The 17,534-nt window shown below is 64.0% G+C and carries 20 protein-coding genes; 10 read left to right on the plus strand and 10 right to left on the minus strand.

The window, feature by feature from the left end; all coding sequences use genetic code 11:
• Positions 1–143: 143 nt before the first annotated feature.
• Positions 144–1,301 carry an endolytic transglycosylase MltG gene (gene mltG, locus K3725_RS09225; RefSeq protein WP_260018468.1) on the minus strand — a complete coding sequence of 386 codons (1,158 nt, stop codon included), beginning with the start codon at positions 1,299–1,301 and terminating at the stop codon, positions 144–146.
• The gene (gene fabF / locus K3725_RS09230) at positions 1,301–2,566 is read right to left on the minus strand and encodes a beta-ketoacyl-ACP synthase II (RefSeq protein ID WP_260018469.1); all 1,266 of its coding nucleotides are present in this window, start codon (positions 2,564–2,566) and stop codon (positions 1,301–1,303) included. The genes mltG and fabF overlap by 1 nt, the downstream gene beginning before the upstream one ends.
• A gap of 410 nt (positions 2,567–2,976) precedes the next feature.
• On the opposite strand from fabF, the gene K3725_RS09235 reads away from it, so the two are divergent.
• Together K3725_RS09235 and K3725_RS09240 are read left to right on the plus strand one after the other, a co-directional pair.
• The gene (locus tag K3725_RS09235) at positions 2,977–3,849 is read left to right on the plus strand and encodes a PilZ domain-containing protein (protein WP_260018470.1); all 873 of its coding nucleotides are present in this window, start codon (positions 2,977–2,979) and stop codon (positions 3,847–3,849) included.
• 283 nt (positions 3,850–4,132) lie between these two features.
• Entirely contained in the window at positions 4,133–5,062 is a 930-nt protein-coding gene (locus K3725_RS09240; protein ID WP_260018471.1) for a PilZ domain-containing protein, read from the plus strand.
• 138 nt (positions 5,063–5,200) lie between these two features.
• On the opposite strand, the gene K3725_RS09245 is transcribed toward K3725_RS09240, so the two are convergent.
• From K3725_RS09245 to fabD, 4 genes are all read right to left on the minus strand, one after another.
• Positions 5,201–5,944, minus strand: coding sequence for a 1-(5-phosphoribosyl)-5-[(5-phosphoribosylamino)methylideneamino] imidazole-4-carboxamide isomerase (locus tag K3725_RS09245; protein WP_260018472.1), 744 nt, complete (start codon positions 5,942–5,944; stop codon positions 5,201–5,203).
• A gap of 252 nt (positions 5,945–6,196) precedes the next feature.
• Positions 6,197–6,430, minus strand: a complete 234-nt coding sequence (locus K3725_RS09250; RefSeq protein WP_005982462.1) for an acyl carrier protein — start codon at positions 6,428–6,430, stop codon at positions 6,197–6,199.
• A gap of 417 nt (positions 6,431–6,847) precedes the next feature.
• Positions 6,848–7,585, minus strand: coding sequence for a 3-oxoacyl-ACP reductase FabG (gene fabG, locus K3725_RS09255; RefSeq protein WP_039182681.1), 738 nt, complete (start codon positions 7,583–7,585; stop codon positions 6,848–6,850).
• Positions 7,586–7,646: 61 nt separating this feature from the next.
• Positions 7,647–8,579, minus strand: a complete 933-nt coding sequence (gene fabD / locus K3725_RS09260; RefSeq protein ID WP_260018473.1) for an ACP S-malonyltransferase — start codon at positions 8,577–8,579, stop codon at positions 7,647–7,649.
• Positions 8,580–8,755: 176 nt separating this feature from the next.
• Here fabD and K3725_RS09265 point away from each other — a divergent pair, with 176 nt between their 5' ends.
• A complete protein-coding gene (locus K3725_RS09265) occupies positions 8,756–10,009 on the plus strand; it encodes a cytochrome b/b6 domain-containing protein (protein ID WP_260018474.1) in 1,254 nt (417 codons plus the stop codon).
• A 145-nt stretch (positions 10,010–10,154) separates the two neighbouring features.
• Here K3725_RS09265 and K3725_RS09270 read toward each other — a convergent pair whose 3' ends face one another.
• From K3725_RS09270 to K3725_RS09280, 3 genes are all read right to left on the minus strand, one after another.
• Positions 10,155–10,484 carry a hypothetical protein gene (locus tag K3725_RS09270; protein ID WP_260018475.1) on the minus strand — a complete coding sequence of 110 codons (330 nt, stop codon included), beginning with the start codon at positions 10,482–10,484 and terminating at the stop codon, positions 10,155–10,157.
• Positions 10,485–10,665: 181 nt separating this feature from the next.
• Positions 10,666–11,244 carry a YceI family protein gene (locus K3725_RS09275; RefSeq protein WP_260018476.1) on the minus strand — a complete coding sequence of 193 codons (579 nt, stop codon included), beginning with the start codon at positions 11,242–11,244 and terminating at the stop codon, positions 10,666–10,668.
• Positions 11,245–11,400: 156 nt separating this feature from the next.
• Positions 11,401–11,934 carry a hypothetical protein gene (locus K3725_RS09280; protein WP_260018477.1) on the minus strand — a complete coding sequence of 178 codons (534 nt, stop codon included), beginning with the start codon at positions 11,932–11,934 and terminating at the stop codon, positions 11,401–11,403.
• Positions 11,935–12,262: 328 nt separating this feature from the next.
• Between K3725_RS09280 and rpsF the strand changes: the two genes are divergently transcribed.
• From rpsF to K3725_RS09315, 7 genes are all read left to right on the plus strand, one after another.
• Positions 12,263–12,616: a 30S ribosomal protein S6 gene (gene rpsF / locus K3725_RS09285; protein WP_260018478.1), complete on the plus strand. Its 354-nt coding sequence runs from the start codon at positions 12,263–12,265 to the stop codon at positions 12,614–12,616.
• Between the two features lie 28 nt (positions 12,617–12,644).
• On the plus strand, positions 12,645–12,872 hold the full coding sequence (rpsR, locus tag K3725_RS09290) for a 30S ribosomal protein S18 (protein WP_005982441.1): 228 nt from the start codon (positions 12,645–12,647) through the stop codon (positions 12,870–12,872).
• A gap of 12 nt (positions 12,873–12,884) precedes the next feature.
• On the plus strand, positions 12,885–13,493 hold the full coding sequence (gene rplI / locus K3725_RS09295; protein ID WP_260018479.1) for a 50S ribosomal protein L9: 609 nt from the start codon (positions 12,885–12,887) through the stop codon (positions 13,491–13,493).
• Between the two features lie 178 nt (positions 13,494–13,671).
• Entirely contained in the window at positions 13,672–13,863 is a 192-nt protein-coding gene (locus tag K3725_RS09300; RefSeq protein ID WP_260018480.1) for a hypothetical protein, read from the plus strand.
• A 418-nt stretch (positions 13,864–14,281) separates the two neighbouring features.
• Positions 14,282–14,767 carry a lytic transglycosylase domain-containing protein gene (locus K3725_RS09305; protein WP_260018481.1) on the plus strand — a complete coding sequence of 162 codons (486 nt, stop codon included), beginning with the start codon at positions 14,282–14,284 and terminating at the stop codon, positions 14,765–14,767.
• Between the two features lie 151 nt (positions 14,768–14,918).
• The gene (locus K3725_RS09310) at positions 14,919–15,365 is read left to right on the plus strand and encodes a hypothetical protein (protein WP_260018482.1); all 447 of its coding nucleotides are present in this window, start codon (positions 14,919–14,921) and stop codon (positions 15,363–15,365) included.
• Positions 15,362–16,045 (plus strand): HTTM domain-containing protein, encoded by a 684-nt coding sequence (locus tag K3725_RS09315; protein WP_260018483.1) that lies wholly within the window; start codon positions 15,362–15,364, stop codon positions 16,043–16,045. Before K3725_RS09310 ends, K3725_RS09315 begins: the two co-directional genes overlap by 4 nt.
• 65 nt (positions 16,046–16,110) lie before the next feature.
• On the opposite strand, the gene tig is transcribed toward K3725_RS09315, so the two are convergent.
• On the minus strand, positions 16,111–17,442 hold the full coding sequence (tig, locus tag K3725_RS09320; RefSeq protein ID WP_260018484.1) for a trigger factor: 1,332 nt from the start codon (positions 17,440–17,442) through the stop codon (positions 16,111–16,113).
• Positions 17,443–17,534 lie beyond the last annotated feature (92 nt).

Here is a 17,534-nt window from a genome sequence, read left to right on the forward strand (position 1 = left end):
GAAGTACCCGGATGCAAAAAAGGGCGCCAACCGGCGCCCTTCCCTGTGTCTGCCCTGCCCCGCAGACCGTTTCCCGGCGCGGGAAACGGCTCGGAAAACACGTGTTTTCCGGGCCGGAATTCGCGTCGAATTCCGGCGTCCGGTCAGTTGTTCTGCTGCTGCTCGGCCTCGATCTCGCGCCATTTGGCGACGTTGGCGTTGTGCTCGTCCAGCGTCTCGGCAAAGGCGTGGCCGCCGGTGCCGTCGGCGACGAAGAACACGTAATTGGTGGTCTCCGGGTTCACCGCCGCCTCCAGGCTGGCAAGGCCGGGGTTGGCGATCGGCGTCGGCGGCAGGCCCTCGATCACATAGGTGTTCCAGGGGGTGGCCTTGCGCAGCTCGCTTTGGCGCAGGCCGCGGCCCAGGACGCCCTCGCCCTTGGTAACGCCATAGATCACCGTCGGGTCGGTCTGCAGGCGCATGCCGCGGTTCAGGCGGTTGGTGAAGACCGAAGCCACCATGCCGCGTTCCTCGGCGACGCCGGTTTCCTTCTCGATGATCGAGGCAAGGATCAGCATTTCCTCAGGGCTGGAGACAGCGGCATCGCTGGCGCGGCCTTCCCAGGCGGCGTTGATGCGCAGCTGCTGGCGCTCCTGCATCTCGGCCAGCACGGAGGCGCGCTGGGTTCCTGGTGTGACCTCATAGCTGTCGGGTGCCAGCAGGCCCTCTGCCGGGCGGTCGCCCGGTTCGCCGTCCAGCACGTCCATCGCTTTCAGCGCTTCGACCACCTGCCAGCTGGTCACGCCCTCGGCCAGCGCGATGCGGTAGCGGGTGTCGGCCTGCCGGCGGGTCTCGGTGTACTCAGACGGCACCTCCCCCTCGCCAAGGACGAACTCGGCCTTTTCCACGAACTTGCTGGTTGCCGGGTCCAGTTCGCGCACCTCGGCCTGGGTGCGGGTCACGCCAATGCGGTAGACGATCTCGGTGCCGCAGGTGGAGGCGCCGGAATGGGTGATCTCATCAACGATCCGCTCCATCGAGCTGCCCGGCTCCACCAGGAAGCTGCCGGCCTTCAGCTGGCCGGTCTTCTCGCTGTATTTGGCGCCAAGGCGGAAGATGGTGCCGGAGGAGACCGCGCCCTGCGATTCCAGGTCGCGGCTGACGCGGGCCATGTTGGAGCCGCGATCCACGCGCAGGCAGATCGCGGTGTCCAGCGGACCCTCGGCCTTGTACTGCGACTGGCCCCACAGGATGAGGCCGCCCAGCAGGAACAGGGCGGCGATCAGGACCGTCAGCATGTTGGAGGCGAGGCTGCGCCACATCAGTCAGGTTTCCCGAACAGAACCGATGCGTTGGTGCCGCCGAAGCCAAAGGAGTTCGACAGGGCCACATTGATCTTGCGCTCACGCTTGGCGTTGGGGGCCAGGTCGACCGGGGTTTCTACCGCGGGGTTGTCGAGGTTGATGGTCGGCGGCGCCACCTGGTCGCGGATCGCCAGGATCGAGAAGATCGCCTCAATCGCGCCGGCAGCGCCCAGCAGGTGGCCGGTGGCGGATTTGGTCGAGGACATGGTGACATTGCCCGCGTGATCGCCCAGCAGCCGTTCGACCGCGCCCAGTTCGATGGTGTCCGCCATGGTCGAGGTGCCGTGGGCGTTGATGTAGTCGATGGCGGAGGCGTCCAGCCCTGCGTTGGCCAGGGCCGCCTTCATCGAGCGTTCGCCGCCCTCGCCGTCCTCGGAGGGGGCGGTGATGTGGTAGGCGTCGCCCGACAGGCCGTAGCCTAGAACCTCGGCATAGATTTTGGCGCCGCGGGCCTTGGCGTGCTCGTAGTCTTCCAGCACCACGATGCCGGCGCCCTCGCCCATCACGAATCCGTCGCGGTCGGCATCATAGGGGCGCGAGGCCTTGGTGGGGTCGTCAGCGCGTTTGGTGGACAGCGCCTTGCAGGCGTTGAAGCCGGCAATGCCAATCTCGCAGATCGCCGCCTCTGCACCGCCTGCGATCATCACATCGGCGTCGCCGGATTTGATCAGACGGGCCGCGTCGCCAATGGCGTGGGCGCCGGTCGAGCAGGCGGTCACGACAGAGTGGTTCGGGCCCTTGAAGCCGAAGCGGATCGAGACCTGGCCGGAGATCAGGTTGATCAGCGCGCCGGGGATGAAGAACGGCGACACCCGGCGGGGGCCTTTCTCCTTGATCATCACCGCGGTGTCGGCGATCGAGCTGAGGCCGCCGATGCCGGAGCCGATCATCACGCCGGTGCGCAGGCGGCTTTCCTCATCCTCGGGCGTCCAGCCGGCGTCGCGCACGGCCATGTCGGCGGCAGCGATGCCATACAGGATGAAGTCATCGATCTTCTTCTGTTCTTTCTTGATGACCCAGTCATCGGGGTTGAAGGTGCCCTCGGAGCCATCGCCGCGCGGAACCTCGCAGGCATAGGTCGTGGTGACGCCGCTTGCCTCGGCATCAAACAGGGTGATGGGGCCGGCACCCGACTGTCCATCCAGCAACCGGGACCAGGTTTCTTCGACTCCGCTGGCCAGCGGGGTGACCAGGCCCAGTCCGGTGACTACTACTCGGCGCATTCCTTGCTCTCCTATGCCTCGGCAATCCGTCCGTTCAAATAGCTTGGAATGGCAACCGGGTGCAAGAGCGGGCTGGCCGCCGGTGTGACGCAACGGAAAACAGGCGGTGACGCTATTTTTGCGTCACGGGAACGGTTGATTAACGACTCATGCGTAGGTTGACTTTATCAAAACGCGAAACTTGGCATCCCGTCCTCGTGGTTTGCCGTAACGGGCTGGAGCTCTGGGCCATTATGTCTCCAGCCCGTTTTTTTGCGTGCCGGATGAGGCTGTGTGTCATTGCCGGGGCGATGATGCCGCGGCGGGGACAGCCTGCAGTCACATTTCCGCATCAGATGCCTCCGCGTTAACCTCAAATTCGCAACTTTGCGCCAGACTCTCCTTCGGAAATACGTGAGGAATACACTGCCATGCGCAAATGGCTTCCGACAGCTGCTGTCTTGCTGACCCTGTCCCTGCTGCCCGGACGGGCGGACGCGGCCTGCCCTGTGCATCAGGATCTTTCCGACCTGAACCGGGCCTCTGCCGGGTTTCTGGGCTATCTTGAGACCGGGCAGAGCCCCTACTACGCGCAGCAGCTGAAAAGCTGGATCGGCGCAAATCCGCCTGCCCCGCTCAAACAGCGGATGCGGGCTGTCGGGATTCAGCAGGTCGAGGCCGGAACGCTCCGGCTGATGCAGCAAAACACGGTTCTGCTGCAGATCCTGTCCAGCCAGGGCCGCCAGGCCGCGCTGGAAGGCGCGCGCCATATGGGGATCTTCGAGCTGCAGTCGCAGTACGGCACCCAGGTGGAGGCGCTGCCGTGCGACCAGATCAAAGAAGAAGGGTTCGGCAGCAAGCTGGTTGCGGTGAGTGCCAGTGATGCCCGCCAGCGCCAGCAGATCATCAACGCCGGCATCGCCTGGGTCTCGTTTCTGGTGCTGGGCGGCAGCGTGCTGTATTTCCTGGACCGGATCGGCATCCGCAAGATCCGCCGCACCAAACGGTACCCCTGCGCGGTACCGTGCGTGCTGCAGGCGGGTGAACGGACCGTGCAGGGATATCTTGTCGACCTGAGCCGGGCCGGCGCGAAGGTGCATCCGAACACCCAATGCGACCCCTCCGGCCGGGTGACGCTGCGCTTTGGCGGCCACATCATGGAAGCCCAGGTGCGCTGGAAGACGGCGGACTACGTGGGCGTGCAGTTCGTCAGCGAGTTCAACTTCATGCAGCTGCACCGGCTGCTGGAAGAGTTCCCGATGGAGGACGGCGGCATTCGCGAAGAAGCTCGGCTGGGGCTGTAAGCCGCTGCCCCTTCCCTATCCCGGCAGTGGTTTGGCGACCCTGCTGCCGGCCATTGAACTGGCCTGCAGCTTCTGACTGAGGCCCCTTTTGCCTGGCAGTCTTCTCAGCGTCCCGCAACCATTGCACATCCCGCGAAGCCGCGCCGCATGCGCGGCTTTCGCTTTTATGGCGAATTAACTCCACCAATAGGCGTCATTAATCAATGCTGATGCAGCCCATGGTAGATTGCACTGGATATTTCCACGGGCCGTTGTGGCCCCAGCTGAAAGGCGCGTCTCATTGATGAAACACTGGCCCTTGATCCTGGCAGCACTTGCCGCGCCTGCTGGGGTCTGGACGGGTGCTCAGCCGGCTGAGGCGTCCCGGGCGGCCTGCCTGCTGCAGTCCGATCTGGTGATGTTCCAGCATGAGGCGCGGGGTTTCCTTGAGCATCTGAGGACCGGCAACGATCCGGCCAAAGCCAGGCAGCTTAGCCATTGGCTGGAGGATCACCCGGTGGTGACGCTGCGGGTGCGGATGCGGCGGTCCGGGATGGAGGTGTACGAGCCGCTGGCCATACGGCTGGTCACCCAGCAAAAAGGGCTGCTGCAGGTTTACAACCGGCACGGCAATGCCAAGGCTGAAATCAGCGCAGAGCGGCTTGGCACCGCGGCGCTGCTGGAGGAATTTGCGGCCCGGATCATTCCGCTGCCCTGCAATTTCGCGCCGGATCAGAAACAGACGGCTGCCACCCCTGCCGGCATCGGGCGGATCAGGGGCATTTCGCAGGAAACCGCCATTGCCAGTTCCTTGTCAGTGCTGCTGCTGGCCGGCGGCGGCCTGTTTCTGGCAGAACGGATTGCCCGGCGCCACCGGCGCAGGCGCAGGCGGCACCCCTGCTCGCTGAACTGCAGCCTGAAGAGAAACCGGCAGACGCTGCGTGCAAAGCTGGTAGATATCAGCCGCCTGGGCGCCAAGCTCCGGGTCTGGCAGCTGCCCGGCATCCCGGATCTTGCTTCCAAGGATGAGGTCCTGGCCGTGCTTCCCGGGCTTGAGGACATCCCGGCCCTGGTGACCTGGCAGAACGCCGATTACATCGGCGTGAAATTCAGCAAGCCGATGGCCGCGGAAGATCTGCAAGCGCTTCTCAAACTTTCGAAAAAGGCCGCTGCCGCGCCGGCAGCTGAAACAGAGGCTGCAGCAGCCTCCACTCCGGCCGGCCTGCAGGCCTGAGCCGGTTGCCAGCAGACCGCCGCCCGCTGCGGTGCAGACCGGCCCAATAGGAAAAGGCGCCTGATAACAGGCGCCCTTTGCTGATCGGGTTTCGTCCGTGCGGATTGCGCAAGGGCCGCATTCGGCCCCGCGGGGCGGTTACTGGAACTCGGCCACGGGTTCCGGCTCGGGACGGGCAACAGCCAGCGCCTCCTCGACCGAGAGGATCTTGCGGAACAGGGCCCGCCCGACCTGAGCGCCGGCAATGTTGGAGATGTACTTGAGCCGCGAGATGTCATCGGCGTTCTGCACCACGCCGCTGGCGATCACCGGCAGCTTCACCTGCGAGGCCAGGTGCGAGATCAGCCCCATCTGCGCCTCCGTGTCGGCGACATCGGAATCAATGTCGGTGATGAGGATGCCGGCAAAGGGTGTGTCCTTGAAAGCCTCCAGATAGGCCTCGGGGGTAAAGGCACCCGATTTGCGCCAGCCGTCCGTCATCACCTGGCCTTGCCAAATGTCCACCGCCAGCACGATCTGGTCCGGGTGATGTTCCGCCAGTTCGCGCACCAGATGCGGGTCGCGGGCGGCCAGTGTGCCGATCACGATACGGCCGGCGCCCTTGTCGATCCAGTGCTCGACCTGCTCGCGTGAGCGCATACCGCCGCCCAGCTGCACCGGGATGCCGGCGCCGCGGATGATCTTCAGGACCAGCTCTTCGTTGCTGCTGTCGCCCTCCAGCGCGTTGAAGTCGGTAAGGTGCATCCATTCCGCCCCCGCGGCGGCAAACCCTTTGGCGGTTTCGACCGGGTCCACATGCCAGACCTGCGGCTCATCCAGGCGCCCTTTCTCGAGCGTCACGCAGCGGCCGTTCTGAAGTTGCATTGTGGGGTAGATGATCATAGTGCCAGTCTCCTCATGTAATGCCTCATGAGGTCAGAGTAGCATGGAATTTTCCTGGCGGTACGCCGTTTCATGACCAATTATCGAACAATTGCGGCGTGGAAATCCGGCCCGGCCGGTAGCGCAAACACGGAGCAGCGGCGCAAGGCGCCAGATTGCCGCGGCAGCAGATTCGGAACTGCAGCCCCCAAAAGAAAACGGCGCCCTCCGTGCAGGAGAGCGCCGTGAAATCCGGTCATCCGGAAGCGTGGCTTAGGACGCTTCGGAGATGAACTTGACCGCGTCGCCGAAGGTCTGGATGGTTTCGGCTGCGTCGTCCGGGATCTCGATGCCGAACTCTTCTTCAAACGCCATCACCAGTTCCACGGTGTCCAGGCTGTCTGCGCCCAGATCGTCGATGAAGGAGGCGTTTTCGGTGACCTTGTCTTCTTCAACACCCAGGTGCTCAACAACGATCTTTTTTACGCGATCTGCGACGTCGCTCATGTCTCTTCCTCGTTTTACAGGGCGCTCTGCCCGGTTCTGCCCTGCCCTAGCCGGGCGGCGTGGTTATTGCCCGGAGCGGGCGGTGTGATCCCCGCGGGACGGGGACAGTGCGGCGTTTCCCAAGGGAAATGCCGGCGGATACGGGCCGCCTATAGCATAGACCGCAGCCAAGGCAAACGGTTTCGCGCGGTCACGGACCTGCGGCGCAGTTTGCCTGTGGCCGCTATGAAGCGTGCAGATGGCCTTGTAATCAAGAGGTTGCAAGGCCTGCACCGTATCTTTTTTGCTTTTTCACCGGATTTCAACCATTTGGCGGCTGAGGTTCGCCCGCGCCGGCGCTCTGGTCCGGGGCTTCAGAGACGAAAAAACCCCGCAGGCAGGCTGCGGGGTTTTCAAAATCCGGGTACAAAGCGGCGGTCAGATCATCGCCATGCCGCCGTTCACATGCAGGGTGGTGCCGGTGACATACCCAGCTTCCTGGCTGGCCAGATACAGCACGGCAGAGGCGATTTCTTTCGAATCCCCCATCCGGCCGGCCGGGATCTGGGTGAGGATCGCGTCTTTCTGGTTGTCGTTAAGCTTGTCGGTCATCGCGGTGGCGATGAAGCCCGGCGCAACGGCATTGACGGTGATGCCGCGGTTGGCGACCTCATAGGCGAGCGACTTGGACATGCCGACCATGCCGGCCTTGGAGGCGGCATAGTTGCCCTGGCCGGGATTGCCGGTGGCGCCCACCACGGAAGAGATGTTGATGATGCGGCCCCAGCGAGCCTTCATCATGCCGCGCAGCACGCCGCGGCACAGGCGCATGGTGGAGGTGAGGTTCACGTCCAGCACGCTCTGCCACTCTTCGTCCTTCATGCGCATGAAGAGGTTGTCGCGGGTGATGCCCGCGTTGTTGACCAGGATGTCGACGGAGCCCATCGCCTCGGCTGCCTGTTTCGGCAGCGCCTCGACCGCTTCGGCGTCAGACAGGTTGCAGGGCAGCACATGGGCGCGCTCGCCCAGTTCGGCGGCCAGCGCCTGCAGCGGCTCTTCACGGGTGCCGGAGAGGGCAACGGTGGCGCCGGCGGCGTGCAGGGCGCGGGCGATGTCGCCGCCGATGCCGCCGGAGGCGCCGGTGATGAGGGCAGTCTTGCCAGTCAGATCAAACATGTTCTTGTCCTTTATATGCGGAGCCGGCGCGCACCGGGGAGCGGGCGCCGGCAAATCTGTTTCAGGCTTCAGCGGCGGCCTTGGCATCGTCCGGGGCGCCGACCTGGCGGCAGGCCAGGCTGCGGTCGATCTTGCGGATCATGCCCGAGAGCGCCTTGCCAGCGCCGATTTCCCAGAATTCGGTGACGCCTTTGGCGGCCATCGCCTGCACGCTTTCGCGCCAGCGCACGGAGCCGGTCACCTGCTCCACCAGCAATGCGCGGATTTCGTCCGGGCTGGTGACCGCATCGGCGCGGACGTTGGCGATCAGCGGCACCGCCGGGGATTTGATATCGACGCCTGCCAGCGCCTCGGCCATGGCGTCGGCGGCGGGCTGCATCAGGGCGCAGTGGAAGGGGGCGGAGACCGGCAGCATCACTGCGCGCTTGGCGCCCTTTTCCTTGGCGATTTCAGCGGCGCGTTCCACCGCGGCCTTGGCGCCGGAGACCACCACCTGGGTGGGATCGTTGTCGTTGGCGGCCTGGCAGACTTCGCCTTGCGCGGCTTCTTCGGCCACTGCGCGCACCGCGTCGAGGTCGAGGCCAAGGATCGCGGCCATGGCGCCCTCGCCTACCGGCACCGCGCTTTGCATCGCAAGGCCGCGGGTGCGCAGCAGGCGGGCGGTGTCAGCAACCGAAATCGCGCCGGCCGCGGCCAGTGCGGAGTATTCGCCCAAGGAGTGGCCAGCCACAAAGGCGGCCTTATCAATGGTGACGCCTTCGGCCTCCAGCGCGCGCATCGCGGCCATCGAGGTGGCCATCAGCGCGGGCTGCGCGTTCTGGGTCAGGGTCAGGGTTTCGATCTCACCCTCCCAGATCAGCTGGCTCAGGCTTTCGCCCAGGGCGTCGTCCACCTCGTCAAAGATGGCCTTGGCAGCCGGATAGGCCTCGGCCAGCGCCTTGCCCATGCCGATGGTCTGGGCGCCCTGCCCGGGGAACACAAATGCGATCGTCATTGATGACCTCGTCCGTTTTAGCGTTTTGCCTGATGTACCCGCCCTTTCCCTAACGTACAAGCAAAGGTGCATATTGCGCACGAAAGCTGTGCGCGGGCGGACAGCCGCATGCGTTGCATCCCGGGTGCGCGCGGTTAGGTTAAGGTCAACCGGACCCTGACCAGGAAATGCGCTTTATGTCCCGCTCCAATACGTTTTCGACTTATGGATCTGTCGCCAAAGGTTTTCACTGGCTGACCGCCCTCCTGATCTTCTCGGCCTTTCCGCTGGGATATTTTGCCAACGAACTGGCGCATGAGATCCAAAGCCCCGGGTTTGACGGCAGCCAGACGGTGATTGAGCGGGCAACGCTGCTGTTTTCGCTGCACAAGACCGTGGGCGTTGCGGTGTTCTTTACCGCGCTGCTGCGCATCCTGTGGGCGCTGAGCCAGCCGAAGCCTGGCCTCTTGCACCCGGACCGCAAGGCAGAGGCGCTGGCGGCGGAGGTGGTGCATTGGCTTTTGTACGGCTCGCTGGTGGCGGTGCCGCTCTCGGGCTGGATCCACCATGCCGCGACCAACGGCTTTGCGCCGATCTGGTGGCCATTCGGGCAGAACCTGCCGTTTGTGCCTAAGTCCGACGCGGTGGCGGGATTTTTTGGGGGCTTGCACTGGCTGCTGGTCTGGACGCTGGCAGCGGCGCTGGGGCTGCATATTGCCGGCGCGCTGAAGCACCATGTGATCGACCGCGACGCCACCCTGCGGCGGATGCTGCCGGGCAGCGGCACCCTGCCCAAGCCGCCCGCGCAGGCGCACAGCCTGGCGCCGCTGCTGGCGGCAGTGGTTGTCTGGGGCGGCGTGCTGGGCGGCGGTGCGGCGCTGGGCATTCTGGGCGGCCATGACCCTAGCGGCGATTACGGCGCAGAAGGCACCGCTGCCCCGGTGGTTGCCGCAGCGCCCGGGGCGGGCGGCGGCTGGGCGGTGCAGTCCGGCACGCTGGGCATTGCGGTGACCCAGATGGGCAGCGTCATCAATGGCAGTTTTGGCGAGTGGACCGCGGTGATCAATTTCGAGGAGCCTGCCGCCCCCGGCCCGGCGGGCGACGTAGAGGTGACCATTGCGATCCCCTCGCTGGAGCTGGGCTCCGTCGCAAGCCAGGCGATGGGGGCGGATTATTTTGACAGTGCCAATTTCCCCACCGCGCTGTTCACCGCGGAGATCGAGAAGCTGGCAGAGGGCTATCAGGCCGCGGGCACCCTGACCATCAAGGGAGAGACAGTGCCGGCCACCCTGCCCTTTGAACTGGAGCTGGACGGGGAAACTGCGAAGATGACCGGCGGGCTGACCCTGAACCGGCTGGATTTCGGGGTTGGCAAGAGCCTGCCCGATGAAAGCTCGCTGGCGTTTGCCGTTGATGTGATGGTGGAGCTGGCCGCCAAGCGGACGGAATAGCCGGCGGCGCAGGGCAGCGCTCCCGCGCCCTTCAGATGCGCCGGCAGGGCCGGCACCCCTGGCAGCCTTGGGCCTGGCGCCGCGCTGACGCGCGGCGCTTTGCCTGTATTTTGCGGGCCTCCGCGGCCCGGACTGCCCGCTGATTTCAATGCCGGTGGTAGTAATAGCCGCCGTGGCGTGAGCGATGCCGGTCGCCGCTGTGGCGGCGGAAGTGGTGCCGGTTGCGGGTGGCGTGGTGCCGGCGGGCGCCGTGATAGCCGTGGTATTGCCGGGGCTGATGGTAATAGGCGCGGCCGCGGTGGCGGTCCCGGTCGTTGTCCAGGCTCTTGACGATGATGCCAAGCGTGATCAGCCCGGCAATGGCACGGGCGGCGTCATTGCCGGAATCATGGGCTGCGGCGGGCGTTGTTAAGGCCAGATTGGCGGCAAGCGCCAAAGCCGCGCAGGCCGTGGTGAGAGAGCCGAAGCGGAACATGGTGCCTCCTTTCCGAAGCGGCCGGAGGGGCCAGCTTCAGTCTGCGCGGCGCATGGTGCAAAAGCCAGTGAACTTGGGTCACGGTTTGGGGAGGTTTGGAGAGGTCCGGAGAGGCGCCCAAAGGAAAACCGCCGGCCCCAAGGGAGCCGGCGGCGGAGATTTCAAAGACTGGGCCGCTCAATCAGCCGTCGGCTTTCATCGCCTCGACGGAGATCTTGATGTTGACCTCATCGCTGACGAAAGGCGCGAACTGGCCCAGGTTGTAGTCGGTGCGCAGGATCTGGGTGGAGGCGTCAAAGCCTGCCCAGGGCTTCTTGGCCATCGGATGCTCGCCCGCCTGGTTCAGCTTGGCGTCCAGCACCACGGATTTGGTCACGCCGTTCAGGGTCAGGTCGCCGGTGATCCTGGCGGTGTTGTCGCCGGTGACTTCGATGCCGGTGGAGGTGAAGCTGATGGTTTCATCCTCGGTTGCGTCGAAGAAATCCTTGGTCATGAAATGGTCAAAACGCGCCTGCCAGCCGGTGAACATGCTGCTGAGGGGCATTGAGACGGAGACCGAGGAGGCCGCCGGATCTTCCTGGTCGAACATGATCTCGCCTTCGAAGCCGGAGAACAGGCCGTAGGTGGTCGAATAACCGAGGTGGTTGTAATCGAACAGGATCTGGCTGTGGCTTGCGTCCAGCAGGTATTTTTCCGGTGCGGCGGCAGCGCCGGTTGCAGCAACAGCGGCCAGGGCGGCGGCAAGCAGGGTCTTTTTCATTTCAAAGGCTCCGGTTTGAAGAATTTTCATATCAACAGATGTGATGGTTTCGGCCTCGAAAGGAAGACCGCAAAAACCAACACTATCTGTGAGCGCGCGAACACAAAACCCGGCTGCAGGCAGCCGGGCGGAGTCTCGCGCAAACGTGATCTGGTCTCAGGTGAGGATCTTCACCGCGCCGCTGAGCTGGTCGCGCAGCTGGCCGCGGGTGGCCGCGGAGTCCAGCGGCAGTTCGATCAGCAGGCTGCCGTCATCCTCAAACAGCTGCACGGCATTGCCGGTCAGGCGCGCGGCACCCAGCGAGTCATAGCTGCGGCGCAGAACAGTGCGCGGGCCGCCCTGGGCATCATGTTTCAGGACCCGCAACTCGCGGCGGACGGGATCAAAGCAGGCCTCAGGCCGGGCCGCGGGCTCATGCGCGGTCATCAGCACCACGCCCGCCAGCAGGAAGGCGATGGAGACACCGAAGCGGATCAGGTTCATCTCCGGGTCGGCCCCGGCCCCCTGCACCAGCCACAGACCGGCAGAGCTGAGGATCAGCGCCGCCCCCAGCAGGCGGAACATCATCACCCGGACCTTCCAGTTTGCCTGAAACCGCAGGCGCAGCGGCTCCGGACCTGAAATCGCACCAAGCGCGCGGGCGCCTGGCATCCCGGAAATCTGCGGCGGGGTGTGGTCTGTCACGGCCATTTGACTGCCCTTCTGCTGCGGTCTGTATTCATCTGCCCTGCTGACGCTCCCCTGCCGGAAAGCTGGCGCCGCGTGTTTCACCGCGTTAAGGCTTCGTTAAGCAGTGAAGCCCTGCATTGGGGCAGCAATGGGGCGGGCTTGCGGTTTTGCCGCGGCGGGCCTTGGACACCGGCGCAAGACGCCCTTTTGCCTTGCTCTTTCGGCGCCAGCCTGTATAGGAGGCCCTGCTTCCGCGACTTCTTCGATCCGCGCAGCCTCTCGTGACCTGGCAGCGGAAGCAGCACATGCCCGGTCTATGAAATGCGCCTAGACACAAACAGGAGTTCGCATGCCACTCTATGAGCATGTCATGATTGCGCGTCAGGACCTGTCCAACTCGCAAGCTGAAGGCCTCATCGAACATTTCGGTGCTGTTCTGTCCGACAACGGCGGCAAGCTGGTCGAGCAGGAGTACTGGGGCGTCAAGACGATGGCCTACAAGATCAACAAGAACCGCAAGGGCCACTATGCCTTCCTGAAGACCGACGCCCCGTCGGCCGCCGTTCAGGAAATGGAGCGCCTGATGCGTCTGCATGATGACGTGATGCGCGTCCTGACCATCAAGGTCGACGAGCACGCCGAGGGCCCCTCGGTCCAGATGCAGAAGCGCGACGAACGCGGCGAACGCCGTGAGCGCCGCTGATCAACGCTTGAGAAAAGGACGCTAAATCATGGCAGCCAAACCGTTTTTCCGCCGCCGCAAGGTTTGCCCGTTCTCGGGCGACAACGCGCCGAAGATCGACTACAAAGACACCCGTCTGCTGCAGCGCTACATCTCTGAGCGCGGCAAGATCGTGCCTTCGCGCATCACCGCCGTTTCGGCAAAGAAGCAGCGTGAGCTGGCCCGTGCTATCAAGCGCGCCCGCTTCCTCGCCCTGCTGCCCTACGCCGTGAAGTAAGGAGATAAGCAGATGCAAGTTATCCTTCTTGAGCGCGTTGCAAAGCTGGGCCAGATGGGCGACGTCGTTGACGTGAAGCCCGGGTTCGCCCGCAACTTCCTGCTGCCGCAGGGCAAGGCAAAAACCGCCTCCGAGTCCAACATCGCCGCCTTCGAGGCCCAGAAAGCGCAGCTGGAAGCGCGCAACCTGGAAACCAAGAAAGAGGCCGAGGCTCTGGCAGAGAAGCTGGACGGCCAGCAGTTCATCGTGATTCGCTCCGCATCGGACGCGGGCGCGCTGTACGGCTCCGTCACCCCGCGCGACGCAGCTGAAGCTGCAACCGCAGACGGCTTCTCGGTTGACAAGAAACAGGTCGTCCTGATCGCACCGATCAAGGAACTGGGCCTGCATTCCGTCGCCGTGAAACTGCACCCGGAAGTGGAAGTCGAAATCAAGCTGAACGTGGCCCGCTCCCCCGAGGAAGCCGAGCTGCAGGCATCGGGCAAATCGATCCAGGAGCTGGCCGCCGAAGAGGAAGCCGCTGCGGAATACGAAATCTCCGAGCTGTTCGACGACATCGGCTCTGCTGCGTCCGACGACGACGACGCACCGGCCGAAGCCGCTGGCGAAGAAACCAACTGATCCCCACCGGGACAGTGAGACACGGGAAAGGCCGCCTGATGGGCGGCCTTTTTCTTTGCCTGTGCGCAGTTTGAAAAGACGCGCCAAATTGCACGGAAATCCCTGCCCCCGAATAACCATCTGTTTGCCGTAATCCGCGACAATACTGCCCGTGTGGAGTGAGAAAGGGGGATGCGCCATGCAGGACGCATTGGAAAGTGAAGAGCTGGCGCTGCGCCGGCGGCTGTTGTTCCGTCTGCTGCGCGGCCACCGGTTCGACCGGCCTGACTTCAGGACCGAAGCGGTGTCGGAACTGGTGCCTGAGGGTCTGCTTGCGCCGGAAAAAAACCTGTTCAAGACGCCCGCGAACACCGTGCAGAAACAGGTCTGAGCGCCCGCAGGCACGGCCGTCAAGCGGCATAATCTGCGTGTCCGGATTGCGCGTTTCACGGCGCTCCGGACCTGTCAGGATGTTGTCGGGACCGCGAAATTTTGGGAAACAGCCGCGGTCCCTGTTCTGCCCGAAGGGATCAGCTGCCCCACAGGCGTGAGGGGCAAACTGCCCTGAGGGTTGTTTCTGCCTCAATGCGCACCCCCAATATGTAGTGGGACGCCATATTTAACAAATCTCTAATGATTAAAGTTTGAGCGACCTTCCGGCAGGCCGGAACAGGCTCTGGAACAGGCGGTTTCCCCCTGCGGGTATGGCGGTTCCCCGCCGCCCGGTCCGGACTCCGGCACAGACAGGATTGCAGCGCGCTGGCAGGCGGCTAATCTGGCCCGCGAGAGAAACCGCTTTCGGAGGCCGCATGACGCGCCGGACCACCTTGATCTTGTTTATAGCTGCCGCGGTGCTGTCCGCCTGCGCCAGCACGGCCTCCCCGCCCGCGGTGGCCAGAGCCGCCCCGCCGCTCTACCCGAATGAGACCCCGGAACTGCGCCGGAAGATCAATTACTGGGCGGACCACTACGAAGTGCCGCGCAGCCTGGTGCACCGGCTGGCGGTGCGCGAAAGCACCCACAGGCCCAAGGCGGTGAACCGCCCCTATTACGGGCTGCTGCAGATCCTGCCCGCGACGGCGCGGTCGATGGGCTTCAGAGGCGAGCCTCAGGATCTGCTGGATGCAGATACAAACCTGCAATTCTCGGTGAAATACCTGCGCGGCGCCTGGCTGCTGGCTGATGGCAGCCAGGACATGGCGGTGAAGCATTACTCGCGCGGCTATTATTACGAGGCCAAGCGCCGCGGCATGCTGGTGGAAACCGGCCTGCGCCCTGCCCCTTCTGACGGTTGAAACCTGCCCCATCTGCAGCGCCCCGCAGGGGCGCTGCCAAGCCCAACGGGCCGCGGCGGCGTCCGCAGGACGGCGCCAAGGGCGGGCGGGAGGACCTGCCTGCGGCCTGCATTTTAGGGGAATTGTAATCAGCTGCGGCTTAACTGGCGCCATGCTGAGCCTCATCAAACTCCTTCTTCCAGCCCTGATGCCGTCCTGGCGGTTCTTCAAGACGGTGGATCCTTCCCCAAGGGTGGAATGGGCCCTGCTGCAAGACACTGGGAGCACCGCCTCTGCCTGGCAGGAATTCCGCCCCCGGCCCAAACATTTGTCTCTGGCCGCCATGGCACGGCGGATGCTGTGGAACCCGCGCTGGAATGAGGGGCTGTTTCTGGTCAGCTGCGCCGAACGCCTGACCCTCAATCCAACAGAGCACAGCCTGCAGGAAATCCAGAACCGGATCGCAGCGGAGCTTTCCCGCTCCCTCCCCGCAGACGAATTGCGGCCCTATCTTCAGTTCCGCCTTGTTTTCATAGATCGGGATGAAGATGGCAGCCTGGTGAAAGCCGTTACCTATAAGTCAGAGCCGCGCCCGCTCCCAGGAAAGGCCGCAGCATGAGCTTGGAGCCCGCCCTGCGCGCAACCGAAATCCTCTTGGGTATTGCCTTTGTTCTGCAAAGCCTTGAGCACCTGTCGGGGTTCCGCAACGAGCAAATCATTCACGGGCCGCGGCTTATCCTCAGCGGGTTTTTGCTGGCAGGTGCAGCCACGCCCTGGGTTCTGTCAGGGTTGCTGGCGCTGAGCCTGCTTCATCTGCAGCGTTTCCAAGGCCCCTATAACGGCGGCAGCGACAAGATGAGCCTGCTGATCCTGTCCTGCCTGACTGCCGCGCGATGGCTGCCGCAGGAGCATTGGAAGGAATACGCCTTTGCCTATCTCGCCGGGCAATTGGTGATCTGCTACTTCATCTCCGGCCAGGTCAAACTCGTGAACCCGGAGTGGCGCTCAGGCCGGGCCCTGCAGGATGTGTTCCGGTTCTCTGCCTATCCGGTCAGCGAAGACCTGCGCAGGCTTGCGGACAGGCCCGGCCTGCTGTGGGCCATGGGCTGGGCGGTGATGCTGTTCGAGGCACTGTTTCCGCTGGCGCTGTTCAATCAGGAAGCGCTGGTTCTGGCGCTGTGCATTGCAGCCCTGTTCCATCTGGCCAATGCCTGCCTGTTCGGGCTGAACCGGTTCTTCTGGATCTGGATCGCTGCCTATCCGTCGCTGCTGTGGTTGCAGGAGCGGGTTGTTCTCTGACCTGAGCCGCAACGAAAAAGGCCACCCAGGGGGCGGCCTTTCCGTAAGTCGATGCGGACGGAGGATTATTCCTCTTCCAGCTCCTCAACGGCCTTTTGCAGCTCGTCCTTGGAGATCTCTTTCTCGGTGACTTTGGCCTGGCCGACGATGTGGTCGACAACCTTGTCCTCGAAGATCGGCGCGCGCAGCTGCTGCTGCATCTGCGCGTTCTGCTGGATGAACTCGAAGAACTGGCGTTCCTGGCCCGGGTACTGGCGGGCTTGCGCCATGATCGCCTGGGTCATCTCGGCGTCGGTCACTTCGACCTCGGCTTTCTGGCCCAGCTCGGCCAGCAGCAGGCCCAGACGGACACGGCGCTCAGCCAGTTTGGTGTGCTCTTCGGTGGTTTCGATCTCACCGTGGTCGTGGCCCTGCACGTCCGGGTTGTCCTCGTGCCACAGCTGGTGCGCGATCTGCTTGGCTTCGGCGTCGACCAGCGACGGCGGCAGGTCGAAGGAGACCAGCGCGTCCAGCTTGTCCAGCAGGCCGCGCTTCAGCACCGCGCGGGCGGCACCGGCGTATTCGGCTTCCAGGCGCTCAGAGATCTGGCCCTTCAGCGCGTCCAGGTCGTCGGCGCCGAATTTCTTGGCCAGCTCGTCGTCGATCTCAGCCGCCTTGGGCGCTTTGACTTCCTTGACGGTGCAGGTGAACACGGCCTCTTTGCCGGCCAGGTGCTCTGCGCCGTATTCCTCGGGGAAGGACACGGTCACGTCTTTTTCTTCACCGGCTTTGGTGCCGACCAGCTGCTCTTCGAAGCCGGGGATGAAGGAGTTGGAGCCGAGCGTCAGCGGGTAGTCGTCGCCTGCGCCGCCGTCAAAGGCCTCGCCATCGATACGGCCAACGAAGTCGATCACGACCTGGTCGCCGTCTTCGGCTGCTGCGCCCTCTTCGCGGGCTTCGAATTCCTTGGCGGTTTCGGCCAGGTTGGTCAGCGCCTCGGTGACGGCTTCGTCTTCAGCCTTCACAACCAGCTTTTCCAGCTCGACGCCGGAGAAGTCGACTTCGGGGATTTTCGGCAGTGCCTCGTAGGACATCTCGACGTTGACGTCGTCGCCTTCTTTCCAGTCTTCGTTGGTCATCTTGACTTCGGGCTGCAGCGCCGGACGGTCGCCGCTGTCCTCGAAATGCTTGTTCATGGCGCCGTCGATGGATTCCTGCATCGCTTCGCCCATCAGGCGCTGGCCGAACTGCTTTTTCAGCAGCGCCATCGGCACCTTGCCCTTGCGGAAACCCTTCATTTCGATTTCCGGCTGCGCTTCGACCAGCTTTTCGTTGACCTTCTCGTCCAGCTCGGCGGCGGTGACGGTGATGGCGTAGCCGCGTTTCAGACCTTCGTTCAGCGTCTCGGTGACCTGCATCCTATTCCCCATAGAGATTCGGGGCCCCTGTGCGAGGTGCCCCCAGACAATTTGCGGTCTTCTATTTCCCCCGGCGCGGCGGCGCAAGGGGG

It is taken from the genome of Leisingera sp. S132, assembly GCF_025144465.1.
Lineage (GTDB): Bacteria > Pseudomonadota > Alphaproteobacteria > Rhodobacterales > Rhodobacteraceae > Leisingera.